This window comes from Paraburkholderia sp., assembly GCF_024281035.1.
In the GTDB taxonomy this organism is placed as follows: Bacteria; Pseudomonadota; Gammaproteobacteria; order Burkholderiales; family Burkholderiaceae; genus Paraburkholderia.
Genome location: NZ_JAMXLH010000060.1, coordinates 21,332 through 40,322 on the forward strand (window position 1 = coordinate 21,332; position 18,991 = coordinate 40,322).

At 62.2% G+C, this 18,991-nt stretch carries 20 protein-coding genes, 1 tRNA gene and 1 pseudogene; 8 read left to right on the forward strand and 14 right to left on the reverse strand.

Features of this window, described 5'->3' with window-relative positions:
- Positions 1-389: 389 nt before the first annotated feature.
- Entirely contained in the window at positions 390-1,298 is a 909-nt protein-coding gene (locus Q0L30_RS20280; RefSeq protein ID WP_296660352.1) for a LysR family transcriptional regulator ArgP, read from the reverse strand.
- Positions 1,299-1,396: 98 nt separating this feature from the next.
- On the opposite strand from Q0L30_RS20280, the gene Q0L30_RS20285 reads away from it, so the two are divergent.
- Positions 1,397-2,014 carry a LysE/ArgO family amino acid transporter gene (locus Q0L30_RS20285; RefSeq protein ID WP_296660349.1) on the forward strand — a complete coding sequence of 206 codons (618 nt, stop codon included), beginning with the start codon at positions 1,397-1,399 and terminating at the stop codon, positions 2,012-2,014.
- 241 nt (positions 2,015-2,255) lie between these two features.
- Positions 2,256-3,248, forward strand: coding sequence for a ferritin-like domain-containing protein (locus Q0L30_RS20290; protein WP_296660346.1), 993 nt, complete (start codon positions 2,256-2,258; stop codon positions 3,246-3,248).
- Between the two features lie 76 nt (positions 3,249-3,324).
- Here Q0L30_RS20290 and Q0L30_RS20295 read toward each other — a convergent pair whose 3' ends face one another.
- Positions 3,325-4,170, reverse strand: coding sequence for a MaoC family dehydratase N-terminal domain-containing protein (locus tag Q0L30_RS20295; RefSeq protein ID WP_296660343.1), 846 nt, complete (start codon positions 4,168-4,170; stop codon positions 3,325-3,327).
- Positions 4,171-4,305: 135 nt separating this feature from the next.
- Between Q0L30_RS20295 and Q0L30_RS20300 the strand changes: the two genes are divergently transcribed.
- Complete coding sequence (locus tag Q0L30_RS20300; protein WP_296660340.1) at positions 4,306-5,682, forward strand: NYN domain-containing protein; 1,377 nt, start codon at positions 4,306-4,308, stop codon at positions 5,680-5,682.
- 253 nt (positions 5,683-5,935) lie between these two features.
- Here Q0L30_RS20300 and Q0L30_RS20305 read toward each other — a convergent pair.
- From Q0L30_RS20305 to Q0L30_RS20320, 4 genes and pseudogenes are all read right to left on the reverse strand, one after another.
- Positions 5,936-6,211: pseudogene (locus Q0L30_RS20305) on the reverse strand (hypothetical protein); the annotation flags it as partial.
- A gap of 75 nt (positions 6,212-6,286) precedes the next feature.
- Positions 6,287-6,874, reverse strand: coding sequence for an LUD domain-containing protein (locus tag Q0L30_RS20310; RefSeq protein ID WP_296660337.1), 588 nt, complete (start codon positions 6,872-6,874; stop codon positions 6,287-6,289).
- A complete protein-coding gene (locus Q0L30_RS20315) occupies positions 6,861-8,255 on the reverse strand; it encodes a lactate utilization protein B (protein ID WP_296660334.1) in 1,395 nt (464 codons plus the stop codon). The genes Q0L30_RS20310 and Q0L30_RS20315 overlap by 14 nt, the downstream gene beginning before the upstream one ends.
- The gene (locus tag Q0L30_RS20320) at positions 8,252-8,995 is read right to left on the reverse strand and encodes a (Fe-S)-binding protein (protein WP_296660331.1); all 744 of its coding nucleotides are present in this window, start codon (positions 8,993-8,995) and stop codon (positions 8,252-8,254) included. The genes Q0L30_RS20315 and Q0L30_RS20320 overlap by 4 nt, the downstream gene beginning before the upstream one ends.
- Before the next feature lie 296 nt (positions 8,996-9,291).
- Between Q0L30_RS20320 and Q0L30_RS20325 the strand changes: the two genes are divergently transcribed.
- Positions 9,292-9,540 carry a hypothetical protein gene (locus Q0L30_RS20325; RefSeq protein WP_296660328.1) on the forward strand — a complete coding sequence of 83 codons (249 nt, stop codon included), beginning with the start codon at positions 9,292-9,294 and terminating at the stop codon, positions 9,538-9,540.
- A 126-nt stretch (positions 9,541-9,666) separates the two neighbouring features.
- Complete coding sequence (gene crcB / locus Q0L30_RS20330; protein WP_296660326.1) at positions 9,667-10,047, forward strand: fluoride efflux transporter CrcB; 381 nt, start codon at positions 9,667-9,669, stop codon at positions 10,045-10,047.
- 65 nt (positions 10,048-10,112) lie between these two features.
- Here crcB and cfa read toward each other — a convergent pair whose 3' ends face one another.
- Complete coding sequence (gene cfa, locus Q0L30_RS20335; RefSeq protein WP_296660323.1) at positions 10,113-11,282, reverse strand: cyclopropane fatty acyl phospholipid synthase; 1,170 nt, start codon at positions 11,280-11,282, stop codon at positions 10,113-10,115.
- Between the two features lie 166 nt (positions 11,283-11,448).
- Between cfa and Q0L30_RS20340 the strand changes: the two genes are divergently transcribed.
- Positions 11,449-11,865, forward strand: coding sequence for an HIT family protein (locus tag Q0L30_RS20340; protein ID WP_296660321.1), 417 nt, complete (start codon positions 11,449-11,451; stop codon positions 11,863-11,865).
- Positions 11,866-12,101: 236 nt separating this feature from the next.
- Positions 12,102-12,192: transfer RNA gene (locus Q0L30_RS20345), tRNA-Ser, on the forward strand.
- A 43-nt stretch (positions 12,193-12,235) separates the two neighbouring features.
- Here Q0L30_RS20345 and Q0L30_RS20350 read toward each other — a convergent pair.
- Together Q0L30_RS20350 and Q0L30_RS20355 are read right to left on the reverse strand one after the other, a co-directional pair.
- Positions 12,236-12,397, reverse strand: a complete 162-nt coding sequence (locus Q0L30_RS20350; protein ID WP_296660319.1) for a hypothetical protein — start codon at positions 12,395-12,397, stop codon at positions 12,236-12,238.
- A gap of 412 nt (positions 12,398-12,809) precedes the next feature.
- Positions 12,810-13,007, reverse strand: coding sequence for a hypothetical protein (locus Q0L30_RS20355; protein ID WP_296660317.1), 198 nt, complete (start codon positions 13,005-13,007; stop codon positions 12,810-12,812).
- A gap of 386 nt (positions 13,008-13,393) precedes the next feature.
- On the opposite strand from Q0L30_RS20355, the gene Q0L30_RS20360 reads away from it, so the two are divergent.
- On the forward strand, positions 13,394-14,164 hold the full coding sequence (locus Q0L30_RS20360; protein WP_296660358.1) for a hypothetical protein: 771 nt from the start codon (positions 13,394-13,396) through the stop codon (positions 14,162-14,164).
- A 540-nt stretch (positions 14,165-14,704) separates the two neighbouring features.
- Here Q0L30_RS20360 and Q0L30_RS20365 read toward each other — a convergent pair.
- From Q0L30_RS20365 to Q0L30_RS20385, 5 genes are all read right to left on the reverse strand, one after another.
- Positions 14,705-15,061: a hypothetical protein gene (locus Q0L30_RS20365; protein WP_296660314.1), complete on the reverse strand. Its 357-nt coding sequence runs from the start codon at positions 15,059-15,061 to the stop codon at positions 14,705-14,707.
- A gap of 117 nt (positions 15,062-15,178) precedes the next feature.
- Positions 15,179-15,430 carry a hypothetical protein gene (locus Q0L30_RS20370; protein ID WP_296660312.1) on the reverse strand — a complete coding sequence of 84 codons (252 nt, stop codon included), beginning with the start codon at positions 15,428-15,430 and terminating at the stop codon, positions 15,179-15,181.
- Positions 15,431-15,532: 102 nt separating this feature from the next.
- Positions 15,533-17,551, reverse strand: coding sequence for a sodium:solute symporter family protein (locus Q0L30_RS20375; RefSeq protein ID WP_296660310.1), 2,019 nt, complete (start codon positions 17,549-17,551; stop codon positions 15,533-15,535).
- Positions 17,548-17,913: a DUF4212 domain-containing protein gene (locus Q0L30_RS20380; RefSeq protein WP_296660308.1), complete on the reverse strand. Its 366-nt coding sequence runs from the start codon at positions 17,911-17,913 to the stop codon at positions 17,548-17,550. Before Q0L30_RS20380 ends, Q0L30_RS20375 begins: the two co-directional genes overlap by 4 nt.
- A 155-nt stretch (positions 17,914-18,068) precedes the next feature.
- The coding region (locus Q0L30_RS20385; protein ID WP_296660306.1) for an AMP-binding protein at positions 18,069-18,991 on the reverse strand (923 nt) is incomplete at its 5' end.

Below are 18,991 nucleotides of genomic sequence, written 5' to 3' on the forward strand. Positions count from 1 at the left end.
GCCTCTCGCGCGCCGTTCCCGGCTACTCGAATAGTCACGCCCAACGATGACCGAACAATGAAATCCAATAATCAGATAACAACCCATGCGCCGCGCGCTTCATATATTAAACATCAGGAAAAATGACAAGAAATTGCCGCCCTGCGCGGTGCGGGACTTGCAGAAGCCGATTCCGCGCCTATCCGCTATTCGAAGAATCATTAATCTGAAATGAATTGATTTTTAGCGCTTCTGTGGTATACAACGGCGCCACCATCGCACCAGTACAGCGAATGGCGCACCCGGAAATAGTTCGACAATTCGACGGCAGCTAAACAGGCATTTATTACTCCGGTTTAGCTCAGGTGCACGCAGGTGCACGCAGGTGCTATAGGGCGGCGACGCCGCCGCTAGCCTCCGCGCCCCTGATCGAGGAATTCGGTCGAGCGCCGCTGCAGCATCGCGCCGAAGTCGTCGAGCCAGCCAATCGAGAGCCGCCAGCTCTGCCAGTAAAGCTCCACGTCGAGCGTGCGGCCCGGCACGAGTTCGACGAGTTCGCCACGCGCGAGGTGCGGCGCGATCATGCGCTCGGGACACATTCCCCAACCGAGACCGTTCACGCAGCAGCGCAGAAAACCCGCGACGTGCGGAATCCAATGCCGCGGCGCATCAACCTGTGCGCGCGTGATGCGGCGGATAAAGCGCTTCTGAAGCTCGTCTTTAGGATTGAATTCGATGCAGGGCGCGCGCCGCAGCGCGTCGCGCGCGACGCCCTGAGCGAAATAACGATCGAAGAATGCCGGTGAGCAGACGGCGAGATAACGCATCCGGCCAAGACGCGTCGAGCGGCAGCCCTGCACAGGTTCGGCCTGGGTGGTGACCGCGCCCTGCACGCTGCCGTCGCGCATGCGCTGCGCGGTGTGGTCCTGGTCGTCGATCACGAGGTCGAGCAGCATGCCGCGCTCGACGCAGAAAGCCGCGACGGCGTCGATGAACCAGGTGCCCACGCTGTCGTCGTTGACCGCAACGCGCAACGTGGGCCGCGCGCCGTCGAGCGCGCCGGTGAACGTGGGCATTGCGCCGCCCAGTTCCGCTTCGAGCAGTTGCACGCGTTCAGTGTGACGGCACAGGAGCGCGCCCGATGCCGTGGCGACGCACGGCTGGCCGCGCTTGACCAGCACCGTGCCGACACGCTCCTCGAGCAGCTTCACCCGTTGGGAGACCGCCGAAGGCGTGACATTGAGCGCGCCGGCCGCGCGGTCGAACGAACCGTGCCGCACCACGGCGGCCAGTGCATCGAGCAAAGCATAGTCGAGCATTAGCGTTCCTTAATCTGGTTTAACGAAATCAACTTTTCTTATGTTGCCGCAGACGGCACACTAGCGCCGTTTCCCCACTCTGTCCAACCGCATCCATCATGAGCTGGCTCGCTTTCTCGCATGGCGCAGCGCTTTGCGCCTCCCTGATCGTCACCATCGGCGCACAGAACGCCTTTGTGCTGCGCCAGGGCATCCTGCGCTCGCACGTCGGCAAGATCGTCGTGCTCTGCACGCTCTCGGACTTCCTGCTGATCGGCGCGGGCGTGGGCGGCGCTTCCGTGCTCGTCGCGCGCTATCCGACCTTCGTGCACGTCGTGCTGTACGCCGGGCTCGCGTGGCTCGCGTGGTTCGGCATCGGTGCGCTGCGGCGCGCGGTGCGCCCCGGCCACGCGGTGCTCGACGCCGCGCCTGCCGGGTCAACGCCCGAGCAGCGCGCGTGGCCGATCGTATTGATGACGCTCGCGTTCACGTGGCTCAATCCGCACGTCTATCTCGACACGTTTCTCCTGATCGGCACGGCAGGCGCGCGCGAAGCCGAAGGCAGCCGTCTTGCGTTCGCGATCGGCGCCATGTGCGTGAGCGCCGTGTGGTTCATCGCGCTCGGCTACGGCGCACGCGCACTCGCGCCGCTCTTTCGCCGCGCGAGCGCGTGGCGTGTGCTCGACGGCGCAATCGGCGGCATGGTGCTGCTGATTGCCTTCGTGCAGTTGCGCTGAAAACGCTTCGTAGACGATGCGCGCCCGCTCGCGGCAGTTTCCGCAGGCATCCGGTGTCCCCGCTCAACGTATGCATGTCGATTGACCCGCTATTCGCCCGATCAATTGCGAATCCATCGATCGTGACGAACTGGTTCGGTGCGTGAATAACGCACCCGCGCCGCCGTGTCCTGACTCGGCGCGAGCATAGCGAAACCGTGCCAGAATCGCGTCACTGTGCATTCGACCGGGAACATTCGCGATGAGTGATCAGTTACTCGACGCCTTCGACGCAGCGCAACTGATTCCTGGCTTCGTTGCGCCGGAGCTGCCGCGCGAGCAGCCGGACCGCGCGGCGCTCGACGCCGCCGACCGCAATACGCGCCACTGGACGAGCACCGCGAGCGGTCCCCTCACGCCTGGCTCCGACACGCACCGGCACGAGATGTGCCGCATGTTTCGCGAAACCTTTAATCCGTATCGCCCGTCCGTGATCGAGTGGCCGAAGCTCACACCGGAGGCGCTCAAGCGGATCGTCGAATTGCCGATCTGGGATGTTGCGGTACAGACCGAGGGCAAGGCCCGGTTGCGCATGGCCGCCTACGCCGCGCAACTCGACGACGCCGACGTGCGCGACGCGCTTGCACTCAACGCATGGGAAGAAAACCGCCACAAGGAAGTGCTGTCGCGCATGGTGGCGGCATACGGCATCGAACTCGCGAGCGAGCCGCCGTACGTCTATCCGCGGGACGTCGAATGGGCCTATCTCGTGACCGGCTACAGCGAATGCGTCGACAGCTTCTTCGCGTTCGGCCTCTTCGAGGTCGCGCGGCGATCGGGGCTCTTCCCGGCCGAACTCATCGATACGTTCGAGCCCGTCATGCAGGAAGAGTGCCGCCACATCCTTCTGTTCGCGAACTGGGTCGCATGGCATCGCGCGGGGTTATCGGGGTGGCGGCGCATTCGCTTCGAACTGAAAGTGGCTGCCGTGTGGGTCTATCTCGGGTGGGAACGCATCGGCCTTGCGCGCGCGATGGATGCCGACGGCAACGAATACCGGCACGATAAAAAATTCACGATGAACGGTGCGCAGTCGGTAACGGATGTCGATATCGATACGGCCGAATTGATGCGCCTGTGTCTTGCCGAGAACGACCGGCGCTTCTCCGGTTACGACCCACGCCTGCAGCGTCCACGCACGACGCCAAATCTCGTCCGCTTGGCGCTACGGTTCATGCGCGGGAAACGCCGCTAAAGCAGCGCCAGGGCACGGCCCTCTGGTTCACGCGTGACGCTTTGCGTGCTTTTGCACGCGCGTTCAAAACGAAATTTCAGGCGAGCGTGGCCGTAGCCTGCATCGACACATGATCCTCGTGATCCTTCGCCCAGAGTTCCACCGCGCGCCCGTCTTCCGAGGGCCGGCCACATAGCGTGAATTCATGGTTCGCGAAAACTGGCCGCGCGGCGCGAAACGCGAAGGCCCCGACCGTCGCGTCCGGACGTTGCCGATGCACGAGATCGAGCAGCAGCGTCGCGATCAGTGGGCCGTGCACGACGAGCCCCGGATAACCCTCCTCCTGCGTTGCGTACGGAAAATCGTAGTGAATGCGATGGCCGTTGAAGGTGAGCGCCGAATAGCGGAACAGCATGACGGGGTCGGCCACGAGCGTGCGCGCCCAGGTTTCGCCCTGCGGCGCCGCAACGGCCTTTGGCGCCGGAGCGCCCGGCTGCGGTGCGTCGCGATAGACGATATCGTGCTCCTCCTCGATGCACAGCACACCCGCCGCTTCGTAGCGATGCTGCACGGTCACGAATACGAGCCGGCCACTGCGCCCGGTCTTGTCCTCGATGTTCGCGATGGTCGACGTGCGCAGCGCTCGCTGCCCCGCACGCAGCGGCGCATGAAACGTCAGACGCCCGCCTGCCCACATGCGTCGCGGCAACGCCACCGGCGGTAAAAAATCGCCGCGTTTAGGATGCCCGTCATGTCCCACCTGCGCAAGCCGCGTCACGGGCAGGAAATACAGCCAGTGCCACAGCGGCGGCACGATATCCGCAGGCGCGTCGCGATCGAGCGTCGCCGCGAGCGCACGCAGCGGGAATGACGTGATGTCGTCGGCCAGCGTCTCGGTCTTGTCGAGCCACGCTTCGAGCGACGGCGTTTGCGAATCCGGCATGGCGACTCTCCTCGCGCGACAGATACACCTACTATGGACGACGCACGCCGCGCGCGCCACGTCTGCCTTTGCGTCCCGCGCACGCGGGACGGGCTATCATGTGCGCTCAAACTGTAGATGGAACGATCAAACCACATGGCCTCCCCCCAAGAAAACGTCAGCATGGCGGTGTTCTGCGATTTCGAGAACGTCGCACTTGGCGTGCGCGACGCGAAAATCGACCGCTTCGATATCAAGCCCGTGCTCGAACGGCTCTTGCTCAAGGGCAGCATCGTCGTGAAGAAAGCGTATTGCGACTGGGAACGCTACAAAGGCTTCAAGGCATCGATGCACGAAGCGAGTTTCGAGCTGATCGAAATCCCGCACGTACGGCAGTCGGGCAAGAATTCCGCCGATATCCGCCTTGTCGTGGATGCACTCGATCTCTGCTATACGAAGTCGCACGTCGACACGTTCGTGATCGTGAGCGGCGACTCCGACTTCTCGCCGCTCGTCTCGAAGCTGCGCGAGAACGCGAAGAAGGTGATTGGCGTAGGCGTGAAGAATTCGACCTCCGATCTGCTCGTCGCGAACTGCGACGAATTTATTTTCTACGACGATCTGGTTCGCGAGCTTGAGCGCGAGTCGTCGCGCGGCGGCGCGAAGCGCGACAGCGGCGCGGGCGCGAAACGCCCGGCCGGTGAGGAGCGTCAGCCGAAGGCGGACACGGAAGAGCGCAAGTCGGAGGAACGCAAATCGAAGGCGATCGCGCTTGCCGTCGAAACGCTCGATGCGCTCGTGCTCGAGCGCGGCGACAGCGGCAAGATCTGGGCATCGGTATTGAAGAGCGCAATCAAGCGGCGTCGGCCCGACTTCAACGAAACACGCTACGGCTTTCGCGCATTCGGCAACCTGCTCGATGAAGCGCAAGCGCGCGGGCTGCTCGAAGTGGGCCGCGACGAGAAATCAGGCGCTTTTGTCTCGCGCACGAATCCGTCCGCCAGCGCCGTAGCCGTACCTGCTGTCGCTGCGCCAGCGGCTATTCCCGCCAGCGAAGTCCCGGCCCCGCGCGGCGAAGAATCGCGCGGACGGGGCAAAGGCCGCGGCAAGGGGCGGCGTAACGTCCGCGAAGCGGCAAGCGGCGACGAGAGTCGCGAAAGCGCGGCCGAGACGCCCGTTGCGGCGCTTCACGATCATGCCGGCGCGCACGCGAGCGAAACGGAACACGTTCAAACCGAACACGTCACTCTTCCCGTGGGTAATGCGCCGCACGCTGCGGCGCCTGTCGAGCCGGAAGTTGCACCTGCGTCGAACACGGATATTGCTGCGGCAGCGGAAAGCGTCGAGGCAGCAGCAGCCCCGCGCCGTGCCCGCAAGACGGCTTCGCGCAAGAGCCCCGCGCGCAAAACCGCCAAAGCGCAACCGGCCAGCGACACGCCATCTTCGGCAGACGCCGAGCGAGCGCCCGCAGCGAAGAAAGCTCCGTCCCGGGCCCGTCGCACGCGCACCAAGGCCGTAGCCGACGAAAGCTGATCGCAAAACGACGCGCGCCAGCCACCACGGCGGCGCGCGTCATTCTTCGCGTTATTACTCTCGTCGTTTCAAACGTCCCGCTTTATTCGTCGCCGAACGGATTGCCGGGCCGTTTCGGCGCAGCATCGGTCGATTCGCCGCCGAACGGATCGCCCTGCTTCGCGGGCCGCGGATCGCCGAACGGATTTCCAGCTTTCGCCGCACCGGCTGCCTCACCAAACGGATTCGCATCGCCCGCCCGCTTCGATCCGCCGAACGGATCGCCTGTCCACTCAGGCGCTTCTTCTTCGTCGGTCGCCAGGTTGTATTCCGCCTGCACTTTCGCGAGCACGCTGGCGATGCCCGATTCGAATCCGGACGCATTGCCAAAATGCTTCATCGTCCAGTTGCAGCCAGTACGATCCGCAGGCTGAAACTGCGGGCGCGGCACGACGAACTTCACGCCGTCGTCGATCGCTTCCTGCAGCTTGTGCAGTCGACGGCTCACTTCTTCCTGCAGCCGAGACGCGTTGAGAGTCTTGCGCAGCATCGGCATCTCCTCATTCCGAACACGATGTAGACGCGGGAGTCTAGCGCAATCGCGCACGCGGCCGCGACGATGCCGTTACGACTGCGGCAGCCACACCACCGTGAGCGAGCGCACCCCTTGCGCGCCCTGAATCAGCACGCCCTCGATATCCGCGGTGGCGGACGGACCCGTCACGAGCGCCGCAAAACGCGCACCGCGAAAATCGTCGCGCCGGTACGCATCCTGAAGGCCCGCGACGATCTGGGCGGGATCGAGCAGCACGATCAGATGCTGCACGATATAGCCAAGCGCGTTCACAACGTACTCGCGCTCGCTCAGCCACACGGAACCCGTCTCCGCCACGCCGAAGCGTGCGCGCACAACGCCGACGTCGACATCTTCGAGCGACATGGGTGCGGTAGCCGCAGCGATTTCGCGCGTGCCCTGCACTTCCGGCACCGCTGACGCGATCTCAGCGCGCACGCCGAAGCGTTCGTGGATCAGCGCAAGCACCGCCTCGCCCGACGCAGCCTCGGCTTCACGGCCGCCCATGAGTTTGAGCGCGGCCACGAAGCGCTCGCGCAGATCACCCGCAGGCGTGTCGAACAGCGGCACCTCGGGCAAATCGAGCGGCGCTGGCTGCGCGGCGCGCACGCGCGCGAGGAACGCTTCACGATTCGCCACGGCTGCCTCCCTTGCGGTTCTTTTTGTACCAGGCATGGAACGTCGTGTTGGGCGCTTGCGGCAGATCGCGCTGCCGCCCCCAGATGTTCAGCGGGTTATACAGCACGAAGTGCGGCAGGCGGCGCAACGCGCCGTCGATCGACCGGGTTGCCGCGCGATAAAGCGTGGGACTCGACATCAGCCGTGCCGCCATCTTGAGCACTTCCTGCTTGACGAACGGCACCTCGTGTTGCGCGGCGATCACCTGGCGCCATTGGTAAATCTGCTCGTGAATATTGATCTTCACCGGGCAGACGTTGGTGCAACTGCCGTTGAGCGTCGAAGCAAACGGCAACGCGCTGAAACGCTTCAGATCGAAGGTGGGATTGATGATCGCGCCAATCGGCCCCGCATAGGTGCTCCCATAAGAAAGCCCGCCGCTGCGCCGGTAAACCGGGCAGGTATTCATACACGCGCCGCAGCGGATGCACTTGAGCGAATACCAGAAGTCCCGCATGGCGAGCCGCTCCGAGCGGCCATGGTCGACGATGACGAAATGCAGTTGTGCGCCTTCACGCGGCGCGCGGAAGTGTGACGTGTATTGGGTGATCGGCGAGCCGAGCGCGCTGCGCGACAGCATGCGGATAAAGACGCCAAGATCCGAGATTCGCGGAATCAGCTTTTCGATGCCCATGGAGACGATGTGCAACGGCGTCATATTCGCCGAGAGATCCGCGTTGCCCTCATTCGTGCACACGACGACCGTGCCGGTCTCCGCCACGGCGAAGTTGCAGCCGGTCATGCCCGCCGTCTTCTCGCGCACGAACCATGGCCGCGTGTTCATGCGTTGACTTTCCGCGAGGTAATGAATGTCGCTGTTGTGCGGATCGGTGCCGATCGTGCGGCTGAACACTTCGGCCACATCGCCGCGAAGTTTATGAACGGCGGGCACGACGATATGGCTCGGAGGCTGCTGATCGAGCTGCTGGATGCGTTCGCCGAGATCGGTTTCCATCACCGAAATGCCGCGCGGTTCCAGATACGCGCGCATCTCGCATTCGTCGGTCAGCATCGACTTGCTCTTTACGAGGCCCGTCATGCCGCGCTCGCTGAGCAGACGGTACACGATCTCGTTGTGCTCCTCGGCGGTGTCGGCCCAGTGGACCTGCACACCGTTGGCTTCGGCATTTTTCGAAAACTGATCGAGATAGTCGGCCAGATGCGACAGCGTGTGCGCCTTGATCCCTGAGGCGAGCGTGCGCAGTGTTTCCCATTCGGCAATCGCGTGAGCCTGCACGTCGCGTTTCATGCGCAGATCCCAAAGCCGCTTGTCGTGGAATTCGACGTGCTCCGGGTGCGTGAGGAAATCCCCTGCGAGCTTCGCATGTTCGATGCGTTTCATTCCCGGGCTCCGTTGAGCACCTGCGCAATGTGGATAAATCGCACGTCGGCATTCATGCGCTCGGCGCAGCCTTGCTGATGCATGAGGCACGACATGTCGCCCGAAACGATGTATTGCGCGCCCGCGCCGATATGGTCGACAACCTTGTCCTGCCCCATGCGCACCGACACGGCTTCCTCGGTCACCGCAAACGTGCCGCCGAAACCGCAGCATTCGTCAGGGCGGTTCGGCTTCACGAACTCGATGCCCTTCACGCCCCGCAGCAGCGCGAGCGGCTTGGAGAACGGCTCGCCAGCCACCTCCGACACGGACGCCTGATTCAGGTGGCGCAGTGCGCTGCAGCTATTGTGCAGCCCGACCCGCCAGGGGAATTCGGCCCAGGGAAACTCGCGCACGCCCAGCACGTCATGGAGAAATTCGACCAGCTCCCACGTGGACGCGCGCATCCGGCGCACCTCGTCGGTCTGTTCAATCGCGGTGAGATGGTCGCGCACGTGGTTCACGCAACTCGCCGATGGCGCAACGATATGGTCGCAGCCGAGAAAGTTGCGCGCGAATACACGCTCGGCACCGGCGGCCTCGGCCTGGGCACCGGCGTTGGCCATGGGCTGGCCGCAGCAGGTCTGGTCGGGCGGATAGTCGACGTCGCAGCCGACCCGCTCCAGCAATTCGAGCGTGGCGATTGCCACCTCGGGGTAGAACACATCGATGAAGCACGGAATGAAGAGAGCGACTTTCATGCGCAGGCTGCCATCGTGAGTGGACGCGGCCATTCTACTGCCGATCCGCATCCGGACTCCAGCACCCTTACCGGCGCGCCACGCCGCGTCATGCCGCGGCGCGTCAAACGGGAAAGACATTCGCTCAGACGTTACGGCGAATGCCACGACGAGCGCGAGTTAAATGTTCATACGGGTGGTCATGTGATCCGGGATCCGCGGAAGATTCTGCTGCGTGCTCAATAACACCTCGTTGATGACGCCTGCGGCGCTTGCCGTTCGATTTGTGATTTTTATCTGGAGTACAAATAGTATTAATGTGCGCAGCGCACTTCACCGATGCAGATAACCGCTCGGCCCATTCACTTGCTTGCGGCGACGTGGAATTCACCGGCATCGTAATTGATGAATGCAGCAAGATGGCATCGCTCTGTAGCGCGCGCCGCTTCCGTTTTATTGGTTATCTAACATCAGGCACTCATCGCGCCATTGTTATTGGGAATGGACGACGAAACGCGGCGAGCGCCACGCAAGCGCAAGCGCTCGTCGCGAACATCACGCCGTGAAAGGATTACGCGCGGCGCCGCACGCAGTCCTCGGCGCAAGGCGCGACGGACACGATGCTAAACTCCGTGCTCGATACGAAGCCTGTCTGAAGCAGGCTTTCGTTGCGCCTTCTACCTCTAGACATCATGTATCTGTCCATTCTCTCGGTCAGCATCGGCGGAGCACTCGGGTCGCTCGTGCGCTGGATGCTCAGCCTGCGCCTGAACGCCGTGTTTCCGTACCTGCCGCTTGGCACGCTCGCATCCAACGTGATTGCGGGCTACATCGTCGGCGTCGCGGTCGCGTTCTTTGCGCGCGTGCCTAACCTGTCGCCCGATTGGCGCCTCTTCATCATCACGGGCCTCATGGGCGGACTCTCGACGTTCTCGACGTTCTCCGCCGAAGTCGTGTCACACCTGCAGCAGGGCCGTTACGGCTGGGCGCTGGGCGAGATCGCGATCCACGTTTGCTCCTCGCTCGTCATGACGATCCTCGGCATCGCAACCGTCGCCGCTGTGATGCGTTAAGACGTTTTTTGTCTTGATCGAGGACTCAATCGGCAGCCGCCCAAAGCGGCCACGGCGGGCATTGTTCAGGTCAGCGCAGGCCGCCGGTAGCCGCCGGGAAGGCCGCCCTTCGAGAACACCCACTGCCAGAGCTGAATGTCGCGCGAGCGGAACGCGCCCGCGCACGACAGCAGGTAGTAGCGCCACATGCGGCGGAAACGCTGCCCCATTTGCGCCTCGAAACGCGGCCACGCAGCCTCGAAGTTCGCGTGCCAGGCCATGAGCGTGCGATCGTAATCGGCGCCGAAATTGTGCAGATCTTCGGTGACGAACAGGCCGCCTGAAGCATCCGATATCTGGCCGATCGCCGGTAGCTCGCCGTTCGGAAAAATGTATTTGTCGACCCACGGATCGGGCGTCGTCTCGCGACGATTCTTGCCGATCGTGTGCAACAGGAAGAGACCGTCGTCGGCGAGACAGCGGTGCGCGACTTCCATGTACGTGCGGTAGTTTTTCGGACCGACATGCTCGAACATGCCTACGCTCGCGATGCGGTCGAAGCGCTCATCGAGCAGACGGTAATCCTGCAAACGAAACTCCACCGGCAAGCCCTTGCAACGCTCGGAGCCGAACGCGGCCTGCTCCTTCGAAATCGTCACGCCCACGCACGACACGCCGTAGCGCTCCGCCGCGAAGCACATGAGGCTGCCCCAGCCGCAACCGATGTCGAGCAGACGCATGCCCGGTTGGAGACCGAGCTTACGGCAGATCATGTCGAGCTTCGCTTCCTGTGCCTCGTCGAGGGTTTTCGCGCCGCCCGACCAGTAGCCGCACGTATAGGTCATGCGGCGGTCCAGCATGGATTCGTAGAACGCGTTGCCGAGATCGTAGTGCTGTTGCCCCACCTTCCAGGCACGGCGTGCAGTCTGGCGATTCATGAGACGCGCCTTGAGCGCGTGGAAGACGAGCCGCGCGGGGTCGATTTTTTCGTCCACATGCGCGCGCAGCGTGCGGGCAAAGAATTCGTCGAGCCGGTCGCAGTCCCACTCACCATCCATATAGGACTCGCCAAGGCCGAGATTGCCCAGCGCGAGCACCCTTTCGGGCATGTGCGGATCATGCACGCGCAGATCCCACTCGCGCGTTCCGTTGAGCTTCACATCGGCATGTGCCAGCAGGTCGGCGACGACCCGCCAGGCCGAGGAACCGGTGGCCTCGCGGGCGGGAGGTGCTGCTTCGAGGTCAGTCGTTGCCATAGGTGCTCCTGTCAAGACATTCGTCGTAGCGCTCGCTGCGAACCCTTATGATGCACCGTACCGAAAAAAGCTGCAGGAAGGCAGCCAGGCGCCTCATGCGTGGACCATAATGGACAGTTGGCAACCCATCCCGCACGCGCCGGTGCACGCGTTATCCGAGAAAATCATGGCTTACGACCCGAACAACATCTTTGCGCGCATCCTGCGCGGCGATGCACCGTGTATCAAGGTGTGCGAGAACGAGACGACGCTCGCGATCATGGACGTGATGCCCCAGGCAGACGGCCACGTACTGGTTCTGCCGAAGGTGCCTGCCGAGCAGATCTACGATCTGCCGGCAGAGGCAGGTGCGGCAGCACTGGCGATGGTGCAGCAGGTAGCGGCCGCGGTGCGTACTGCGCTCGCGCCCGAGGGATTGCTGGTCGCGCAGTTCAACGGCGCGGCAGCCGGGCAGACTGTGCCGCACGTCCATTTCCATGTGATTCCGCGGCGGGAAAACGAGCCGTTGCGTGCGCATGCACGTGAGATGGCCGACATGGCAAAACTCGAAGCCATTGCCGAGCGTATTCGCGCTGCGCTTTGATCTGGTGGTGCGGGCCGCTTCACGCCTCATCGATGTGTTATCGATCTAGCCTGGGCCCGGTCGATCAAATGCCAGGTGACTGCGCGAACGTCTCTGGCGGCGCGTGTAGCGAATGGCACGCTCACGCTTCGAATGGGTACGCGCCAGGAAACGCGGTGCTGGCGCGGGTCGGTCGCGCCCAACGGCCCGGCCCATTCCACCAGGATTCAGGATTCTGCTATAATCCGCATCCCACCGGAGAGATGGATGAGCGGTTTAAGTCGCACGCCTGGAAAGCGTGTATAGGTTAATAACCTATCGGGGGTTCGAATCCCCCTCTCTCCGCCAGGAAGCTCTTGTAAATCAAGGCTCTCAGCGTCATGGGATGCGGTTAATCACCGTCACTTCCCTTGGATTTCATTCCGGAATCGACGCAGAATCGCAGCATATCTGAAGCGAATTTTTCAACCGCTTGTCCGCCTGCATCCAGGTCTGCCTGGGGCATCCAACGCGCATAAATCCGCACCGTCGCATTCTGGTTCGAATGGCCCATCTGCCGCGCCACCCACATAGGATGCTCGCCAGCCGATAGCATCATCGAAGCGTAAGTGTGGCGCGTCTAATATGGCTTGCGGTACCGTACCTTGGCCTTCTCCACGCCCCGCGTCCGGACGATCCGGATCGGCGAATCGCAAACCCACCGTTCTCAGTTGCGCGGATCCTGGAAAATCTCTTTCCCGGCCAAGAATGCGAACGCCTTCTGCGCTTCCAGGGCGGATCGCGCAGGGGACAATAATTTCACCTCCCGCCTGCTTGACTTCGTTTTCGTGTCCTCGGGTTCATCTGCCGTCTGAGTGAGCGCACGCCGGATGATTACAACACCCTTCCTCTAGTCCAAATCATTCCAGTCAAGCGCAACCAACTCCGAAGTCCTCAAGCCAGTCCAGAACGCGAACTGTGCCATGTCACCAGCTTGCCAGGCCTTCCACAGTCAGAGCGATCGGAGCCAGGCGTTCGTTGATCCGGCCGAGGCGGAGCGTGGGTGCACGGGCCGGAACAGTGGCAATCCACGGTGCGGGCTTTGCAGTGATCGGTGCGGGTGCGATGGCGGCCGGCGCTGCAATCGGCGTTGCCGGCTGCACCTTGGCGTTCTCCGCTTCCACGGGCTTGTGCTGCTTGTGAGGCAGCGCTACTGACAGGCGCTGGAGCGACGCTGTGGCGGGAGGAGTTTGCTGGTTTGCTGGCTCACGCGTGGAATCGGCCCGGACGAGATGACATGCATCTGGCATGAACGAGGAGTAACTCTGGATGATATGGCGAGATAATCTAGCGATGCAATTACAAGGCGGATATCATCAGGCGTGGCATTAAAACTACGGGGATAAAAATGAAGAGGATTTCAGCGACATGTATTTTTGTCGCAGTTGCTTTGCTATCTGGATGCGGAAAGAATTCAAATGATGCGTCGCCGCAGGCATCGCAGCCTGCACCAACGAGCGCACCAGCGGCAGCGGAAACACAACCCACGCCGCAACTTCACAATTACGCGATGGTCGACAATGGGACCTACGGTTACGAACGCGCGCTAAACGAAGACGACATCAAGCAGGGAAAGGCTGTTAAGTCCCTAGTCATGATGCGCTATGCGGGCAACAAAAATGGAGCGTACGTCATCTTGATTCTAGGTCAGGATGCGGATAATTCGAGCGTGATTAATCGGGTAAGCTGCCAACTCCCGTGCAAGTACGCAAAATCCGAAGTTCTGACGGGAGATGAGGTTATAAGAACCGAAACCGTTCCCGCAGATCCAAGTTCCATCATGGGGGCAATGTTAGAAGACGCGGTCAACGGGCAATTGGTCCCGTATGGCCAACATAACGATAGCATCGCTGCGCCGCAGCCCGCGCCCACAACTCCAGCGCAGCAATCACCTGCACAGCAGTCTCCGGTACCGCAGAATCCTGCGCCACAGGTCGCGGCACCGCAAAACGCGGCCGCCATCGAAAGCCAAGGTCCAGCTCCAGCGTCAGATCAAACGTATCAGACAAGCTTCGACTGCTCGAAAGCACGCACTCTCTCCGAATATCTGATCTGCCATGACCCGGATCTCGCGGCATCAGACAAGGAACTCGGCGCCATTTTTCAGCAAGCCAGAGACGCCGTGACTGACAAGGCTGCATTTGCCGACCGGGCGCGAAAACAGTGGAACTACAGAGAGAAAAATTGTCACGACAAGGCTTGCCTTGTTTCGTGGTATGCGTATCAGAAGGATGTATTAAGCAAAATCGCGCAGACTGGCGATGTGAACGCCCAGCAATAAACGGCGTTGCCTCGCACTGCAACTTGTCTAACAGCACGAGGCAGGCCTTCAAAACTCTACTTCACATTTAGGCGCGCTCAATCGGCTGAGCGCCCTCACCGGAAACGGCAGGTGGTTTCGAAAGGCTTGCCACCATTTAAAGCGCACGATCGAGGGCGCCAAGGGCGGCGATCAGGATATGAGATTGAACGACCGCTCTTAGCCGTTCCGCGACATACCAACATCCTTCGCTAATTCCTTCTCCCGGATCGGGAATAAGTTCATCGCGGCGCAGTTTTCCGGGCGTGCAGAAAAAAACCCGCGCACAGCGCGGGCCCTGAGCTGAGGAGACCAGAGAGCCGGGAGGACTCTCAAGTGGAGATTAGTGCGCGGCTGAGCGACTTGCACCTATCAAAGCAGATAGGAACAACCTGTCTCTTCAGGCAAACGGGCGGTGCGTCGAGCCGTACCACGGGATACAGCCGACTATTAGCCACTGGACGCGATGCACGATCGGCAGCAATTGCTCGCGCAACCATTGCGCCAACGACTGCAAACCGCCTATCGAAACTCGCCGGGCGAACTCGTATGTTTGTGAATGTGCTTCAGACTTCCATCCCAATCCGGGGCATCGACGTCCAGATAGACCGCCACATCGGGATGGTTATTGAACAGACCGTCGCGCAGCGCCTGACCGATTGCGGCTCGAACTATCGCTTCCCCGTCCTTAAAAGCCTTTTCGACAGCCACGCTCCGCTGGACATCGAAGCCGATCGGACGAATTTTCGACCCGAGCCGGGTGAGCACCACAGACGGCATGGAGCCACAAACGACCATTGCGTGATATTTCGCCGGCCCTTTATCCAGGCCCGGCGGGGAAAAGGTGAACTCGAGGATTTCCAACTCAACTCTGGCCATGCTGACCTCCTTCCAGTGAGTCGATCCTAGCACGACCTCAACGCTTCAATCGGAGTCGAGCATGAGTAATCCGCGTATTTTCCAGCTCCGCAAAATCACGGGGATTTTCGCAGCAGATTACCCGGCCCCGCCTACGCCAAACCACGAATCATCTTCTTCAGCAGATTCGTTCGAGTCGCCGCCAAGGCCACGATAAACATCACGCACGAACTCGTCGGCAACCTGGTCCCACTCCGGCGTTCCGAATTGAACTTCGTCTGGATTCTTCTTGCCTTGTGCACGGCGAATCACAGACACGCATGCTTCGATTATCCGAACCATAGTCCACTCTCCTCCCTTGCTAGAGAAATCCTCTTTTTGTTCTTCCATAACTGAATTGTCGGCAAACGTTTGCCGAACTTTAGTGGGAACCAGACAATTGCAAGAGAAAGGGATCGCAGCGAACAGGCCGGCTGCCGCACCCGATAAACATCACGGGTGACGGATATAGTCCACCAGTGCAACCGTATACGCATCCGGCCGCCGGTCCAGCAAGCTCACGGCAATCGCCACGAGAAATCCCGCAGGCACGCCGAATACGCCGGAGCTGATCGGCTCGATGCCGAACCAGTGGCCGCCTTCGAAACCGGTGAGCTCCGTGAAGAACGGATACGTCGCCACGATGTAGTAGACGCACACGCCGAGTCCCGCAATCATCCCCGCCACCGCGCCCAGCCGCGTGGTGCGTTTCCAGAACACGCCCAGCACCAGCACAGGAAAAAGACTCGACGCCGCCAGCGAAAACGCAGCGCCCACGAGGAACAGGATATTCCCCGTGTTGAGCGACGCCACCCACGAAGCAAACAGCGCCACCCCGAGCAGCAGGATCTTCGACATCGTCACGCGCAACTGGCTCGACGCTTCAGGGTCGATCATGTGGTAATACACGTCGTGCGAAAGCACGTTCGAGATCGTGAGCAGCAGGCCATCCGCCGTCGAGAGCGCCGCGGCCAGCGCACCCGCTGCAATAAGTCCCGACATCACATACGGCAGTCCCGCAATCTCCGGCGCCGCAAGCACCACCATGTCCGGCTGCATGTTGATATCGCCCCAGTGCACGATGCCGTCGCCGTTCACGTCCGCGATATTGATGAGATAAGGCTCGACGCGCCGCCATTGCATGACCCAATGCGGCAGGTCGTCGAAGTGCTGCCCCACCAGATGCCCGAGAATCTCGTACTTGATCAGCACAGCAAGCGCCGGCACGGTCAGATAGAACAGCGCGACGAAAAAGAGCGTCCATCCCACGGAGCGCCGTGCCGACCCGACCGACGTCGTCGTGTTGTAGCGCGTCAGGATGTGCGGCAGGCTCGCCGTGCCGAGCGACAGGCACAGCAGCAGTGAGAGGAAATTGCGTTTGTGAATGCGTCGTGCCGCTTCGTCGGCGGCGGGGAACGGCTCACGCATCGGCACCGGCGTCGCCGCGCGCGCCAGCAAATCATCGCGCTCCTGCGCCCACACGACGCGCGCCGCTTCGGCGTCGTGCGGGAACGACGCGATCTGGCGCTCGAGCGAGTCGATGTCACGCAGCGGTCCGTTGCGGCGGCGCAGATCGTCGAGTGTATTGGCGAGGCGCGCTTTCTCGTCGACGTACGACTGGGGCAGCGCGTCGAGCCGCGACTGCCACAGCGCTGCCCTGCTCTGGAATGCTTCGCGCACGCGTTGTTCGGCGCCGTCGTCGCGCACGTTGCCCTCGAGCGTTTCCATGCGTTGCATCAGACGCCCGTAGTTCAATTGCGGCAGCCACCCCAGCCCGTCGCGATGCGCGATCATCGAAACCGGAATCAGGATCGCGGAGATCAGGATGATGTACTGCGCAACCTGCGTCCACGTCACCGCACGCATGCCGCCGAGAAACGAGCACACCAGGATGCCGGCAAGCCCGCAGAAAATGCCGATGGCGAAATCCACGCCGATGAAGCGCATCGCAATGAGCCCCACGCCCTGAATCTGCGCGACGAGATAGACGAACGAGCAGATGATCGTCGCAAGCACCGCCAGCGCGCGCACGAGGTTGCTCGAAAAACGCGTGCCGAGAAAGTCGGCGATCGTATAGCGTGCAAGCTTGCGCACATAGGGCGCGAGGAGGAACGCGGTGAGGCAATAGCCGCCGGTCCAGCCCATCATGTAGGCCAGCCCGTCGTAGCCGCTCGCATAGAGCGAGCCCGCGAGGCCGATGAACGACGCGGCCGAGAGCCAGTCCGCCGCGGTCGCCATGCCGTTGAAGAACGACGGTACGCGTCGCCCGGCAACGTAGTATTCGACGAGATCGGATGTGCGCGAAAGCAGTCCGATCACGGCATAGACCGCGATCGGCACGAACAGGAAGACGTAGCCGATCCACATGCCGGGACCGGTCGTCAGCTCGATGCGCCACATCAGGTACACGAACGCGAGAAAGCCGAGCGTATAGAACGCATACGATCGGAGCAGCCGGTGCGCAAGCTTCATCGTTGCTGCGCCTTGCTGGCCTCTCTGATCGCCTGGTCGGCTTCGCGCGCGGCTTGCAGCACGCCGTCGGCGTACTGCATCAGCACGATATAGACGCCGATAAGCAGCACGTACACGATGATGGCCCCCTGCGCGCCAAGAAAGAACGGCAGGCTGAAGCCCGCGAAATGCACGTTATCGAGCTCGCGCGCATAGAGCGGCACGACGAAGGAGACGAGGAAGCCGACCGTCATGAGCGCGGCGATCGCCGTTAAGTTGAAACGCCAGTAGCGCCGATGCGCGAGCGCCATCGCCTCGCTCACCGACGGGGGCTCAGGTACGGGATTGATATTGTTCGCGGATGAGGTCTGTTGCGCAGCCATGCGCCTGTTTAACAAAAACGCGCATGACCGGCAATCGGGATCGACCGCTATAGACGGACAGCGCGGCGCTTGTCAAAGGCGCCGCGCTGCCGGTGGAGGTTGATGCAAACCGCCTGGAATCGCTTACAGGCTTATACGCCTACAGCCTTTGAGCCTTAAAGCGATTCACCGAGCTGATCGAGGATCGCGGGATTCTCAAGCGTCGAAACGTCCTGCGTGATCGCCTCGCCCTTCGCGAGCGAGCGCAGCAGGCGCCGCATGATCTTGCCCGAGCGCGTCTTCGGCAGATTCTCACCGAAGCGGATGTCGCGCGGCTTCGCGATCGGTCCGATCTCCTTGGCCACCCACGCACGCAGATCGCTGGCGAGCTTCACCGCGTCGTCGCCGTGCGGACGTGTGCCCTTGAGCACCACGAACGCCACCACCGCTTCGCCCGTCGTGTCGTCCGGACGGCCCACCACCGCAGCCTCGGCCACGAGCGGATTCGCGACCAGCGCCGACTCGATTTCCATCGTGCCCAGGCGGTGTCCCGAGACGTTCAGCACGTCGTCGATACGGCCCATGATCGTGAAGTAGCCCGTGTCCTTGTCGCGCACGCTGCCGTCGCCCGCCAGGTAGAGCCGCCCGCCCAGTTCCTCGGGGAAATAGCCCGTGCGGTAACGATCGGGATTGCCCCACACGTTGCGGATCATCGCCGGCCACGGGCGCTTCACGACGAGGATGCCGCCCTGCCCGTTCGGCACGTCCTGGCCCGTTTCGTCGACGATCGCCGCCATGATGCCCGGCAGCGGCAGCGTGCACGAGCCCGGTACCAGCGGCGTCGCGCCCGGCAGCGGCGTGATCATGTGGCCGCCCGTCTCGGTCTGCCACCACGTGTCGACGATCGGGCAGCGCGCGCCGCCCACGTTCTCGTAGTACCACATCCACGCTTCCGGATTGATCGGCTCGCCGACCGTGCCGAGAATGCGCAGCGACGACAGGTCGTAGCTCTTCGGATGCACCTTCGCATCGGCTTCCGACGCCTTGATCAGCGAGCGGATCGCCGTGGGCGCCGTGTAGAACACGCTCACCTTGTGCT

What these genes read in the sequence shown, in the direction of transcription:
- Q0L30_RS20380 (WP_296660308.1), bottom strand. Translation starts at nt 17,913, where the DNA reads ATGGCTGCGCAACAGACCTCATCCGCGAACAATATCAATCCCGTACCT.
- Q0L30_RS20365 (WP_296660314.1), bottom strand. Translation starts at nt 15,061, where the DNA reads ATGGCCAGAGTTGAGTTGGAAATCCTCGAGTTCACCTTTTCCCCGCCG.
- Q0L30_RS20370 (WP_296660312.1), bottom strand. Translation starts at nt 15,430, where the DNA reads ATGGAAGAACAAAAAGAGGATTTCTCTAGCAAGGGAGGAGAGTGGACT.
- Q0L30_RS20315 (WP_296660334.1), bottom strand. Translation starts at nt 8,255, where the DNA reads ATGAAACGCATCGAACATGCGAAGCTCGCAGGGGATTTCCTCACGCAC.
- Q0L30_RS20375 (WP_296660310.1), bottom strand. Translation starts at nt 17,551, where the DNA reads ATGAAGCTTGCGCACCGGCTGCTCCGATCGTATGCGTTCTATACGCTC.
- Q0L30_RS20300 (WP_296660340.1), top strand. Translation starts at nt 4,306, where the DNA reads ATGGCCTCCCCCCAAGAAAACGTCAGCATGGCGGTGTTCTGCGATTTC.
- Q0L30_RS20325 (WP_296660328.1), top strand. Translation starts at nt 9,292, where the DNA reads ATGTGCGCAGCGCACTTCACCGATGCAGATAACCGCTCGGCCCATTCA.
- Q0L30_RS20295 (WP_296660343.1), bottom strand. Translation starts at nt 4,170, where the DNA reads ATGCCGGATTCGCAAACGCCGTCGCTCGAAGCGTGGCTCGACAAGACC.
- Q0L30_RS20285 (WP_296660349.1), top strand. Translation starts at nt 1,397, where the DNA reads ATGAGCTGGCTCGCTTTCTCGCATGGCGCAGCGCTTTGCGCCTCCCTG.
- Q0L30_RS20290 (WP_296660346.1), top strand. Translation starts at nt 2,256, where the DNA reads ATGAGTGATCAGTTACTCGACGCCTTCGACGCAGCGCAACTGATTCCT.
- Q0L30_RS20320 (WP_296660331.1), bottom strand. Translation starts at nt 8,995, where the DNA reads ATGAAAGTCGCTCTCTTCATTCCGTGCTTCATCGATGTGTTCTACCCC.
- Q0L30_RS20340 (WP_296660321.1), top strand. Translation starts at nt 11,449, where the DNA reads ATGGCTTACGACCCGAACAACATCTTTGCGCGCATCCTGCGCGGCGAT.
- cfa (WP_296660323.1), bottom strand. Translation starts at nt 11,282, where the DNA reads ATGGCAACGACTGACCTCGAAGCAGCACCTCCCGCCCGCGAGGCCACC.
- Q0L30_RS20350 (WP_296660319.1), bottom strand. Translation starts at nt 12,397, where the DNA reads ATGGGCCATTCGAACCAGAATGCGACGGTGCGGATTTATGCGCGTTGG.
- Q0L30_RS20280 (WP_296660352.1), bottom strand. Translation starts at nt 1,298, where the DNA reads ATGCTCGACTATGCTTTGCTCGATGCACTGGCCGCCGTGGTGCGGCAC.
- crcB (WP_296660326.1), top strand. Translation starts at nt 9,667, where the DNA reads ATGTATCTGTCCATTCTCTCGGTCAGCATCGGCGGAGCACTCGGGTCG.
- Q0L30_RS20360 (WP_296660358.1), top strand. Translation starts at nt 13,394, where the DNA reads ATGGTCGACAATGGGACCTACGGTTACGAACGCGCGCTAAACGAAGAC.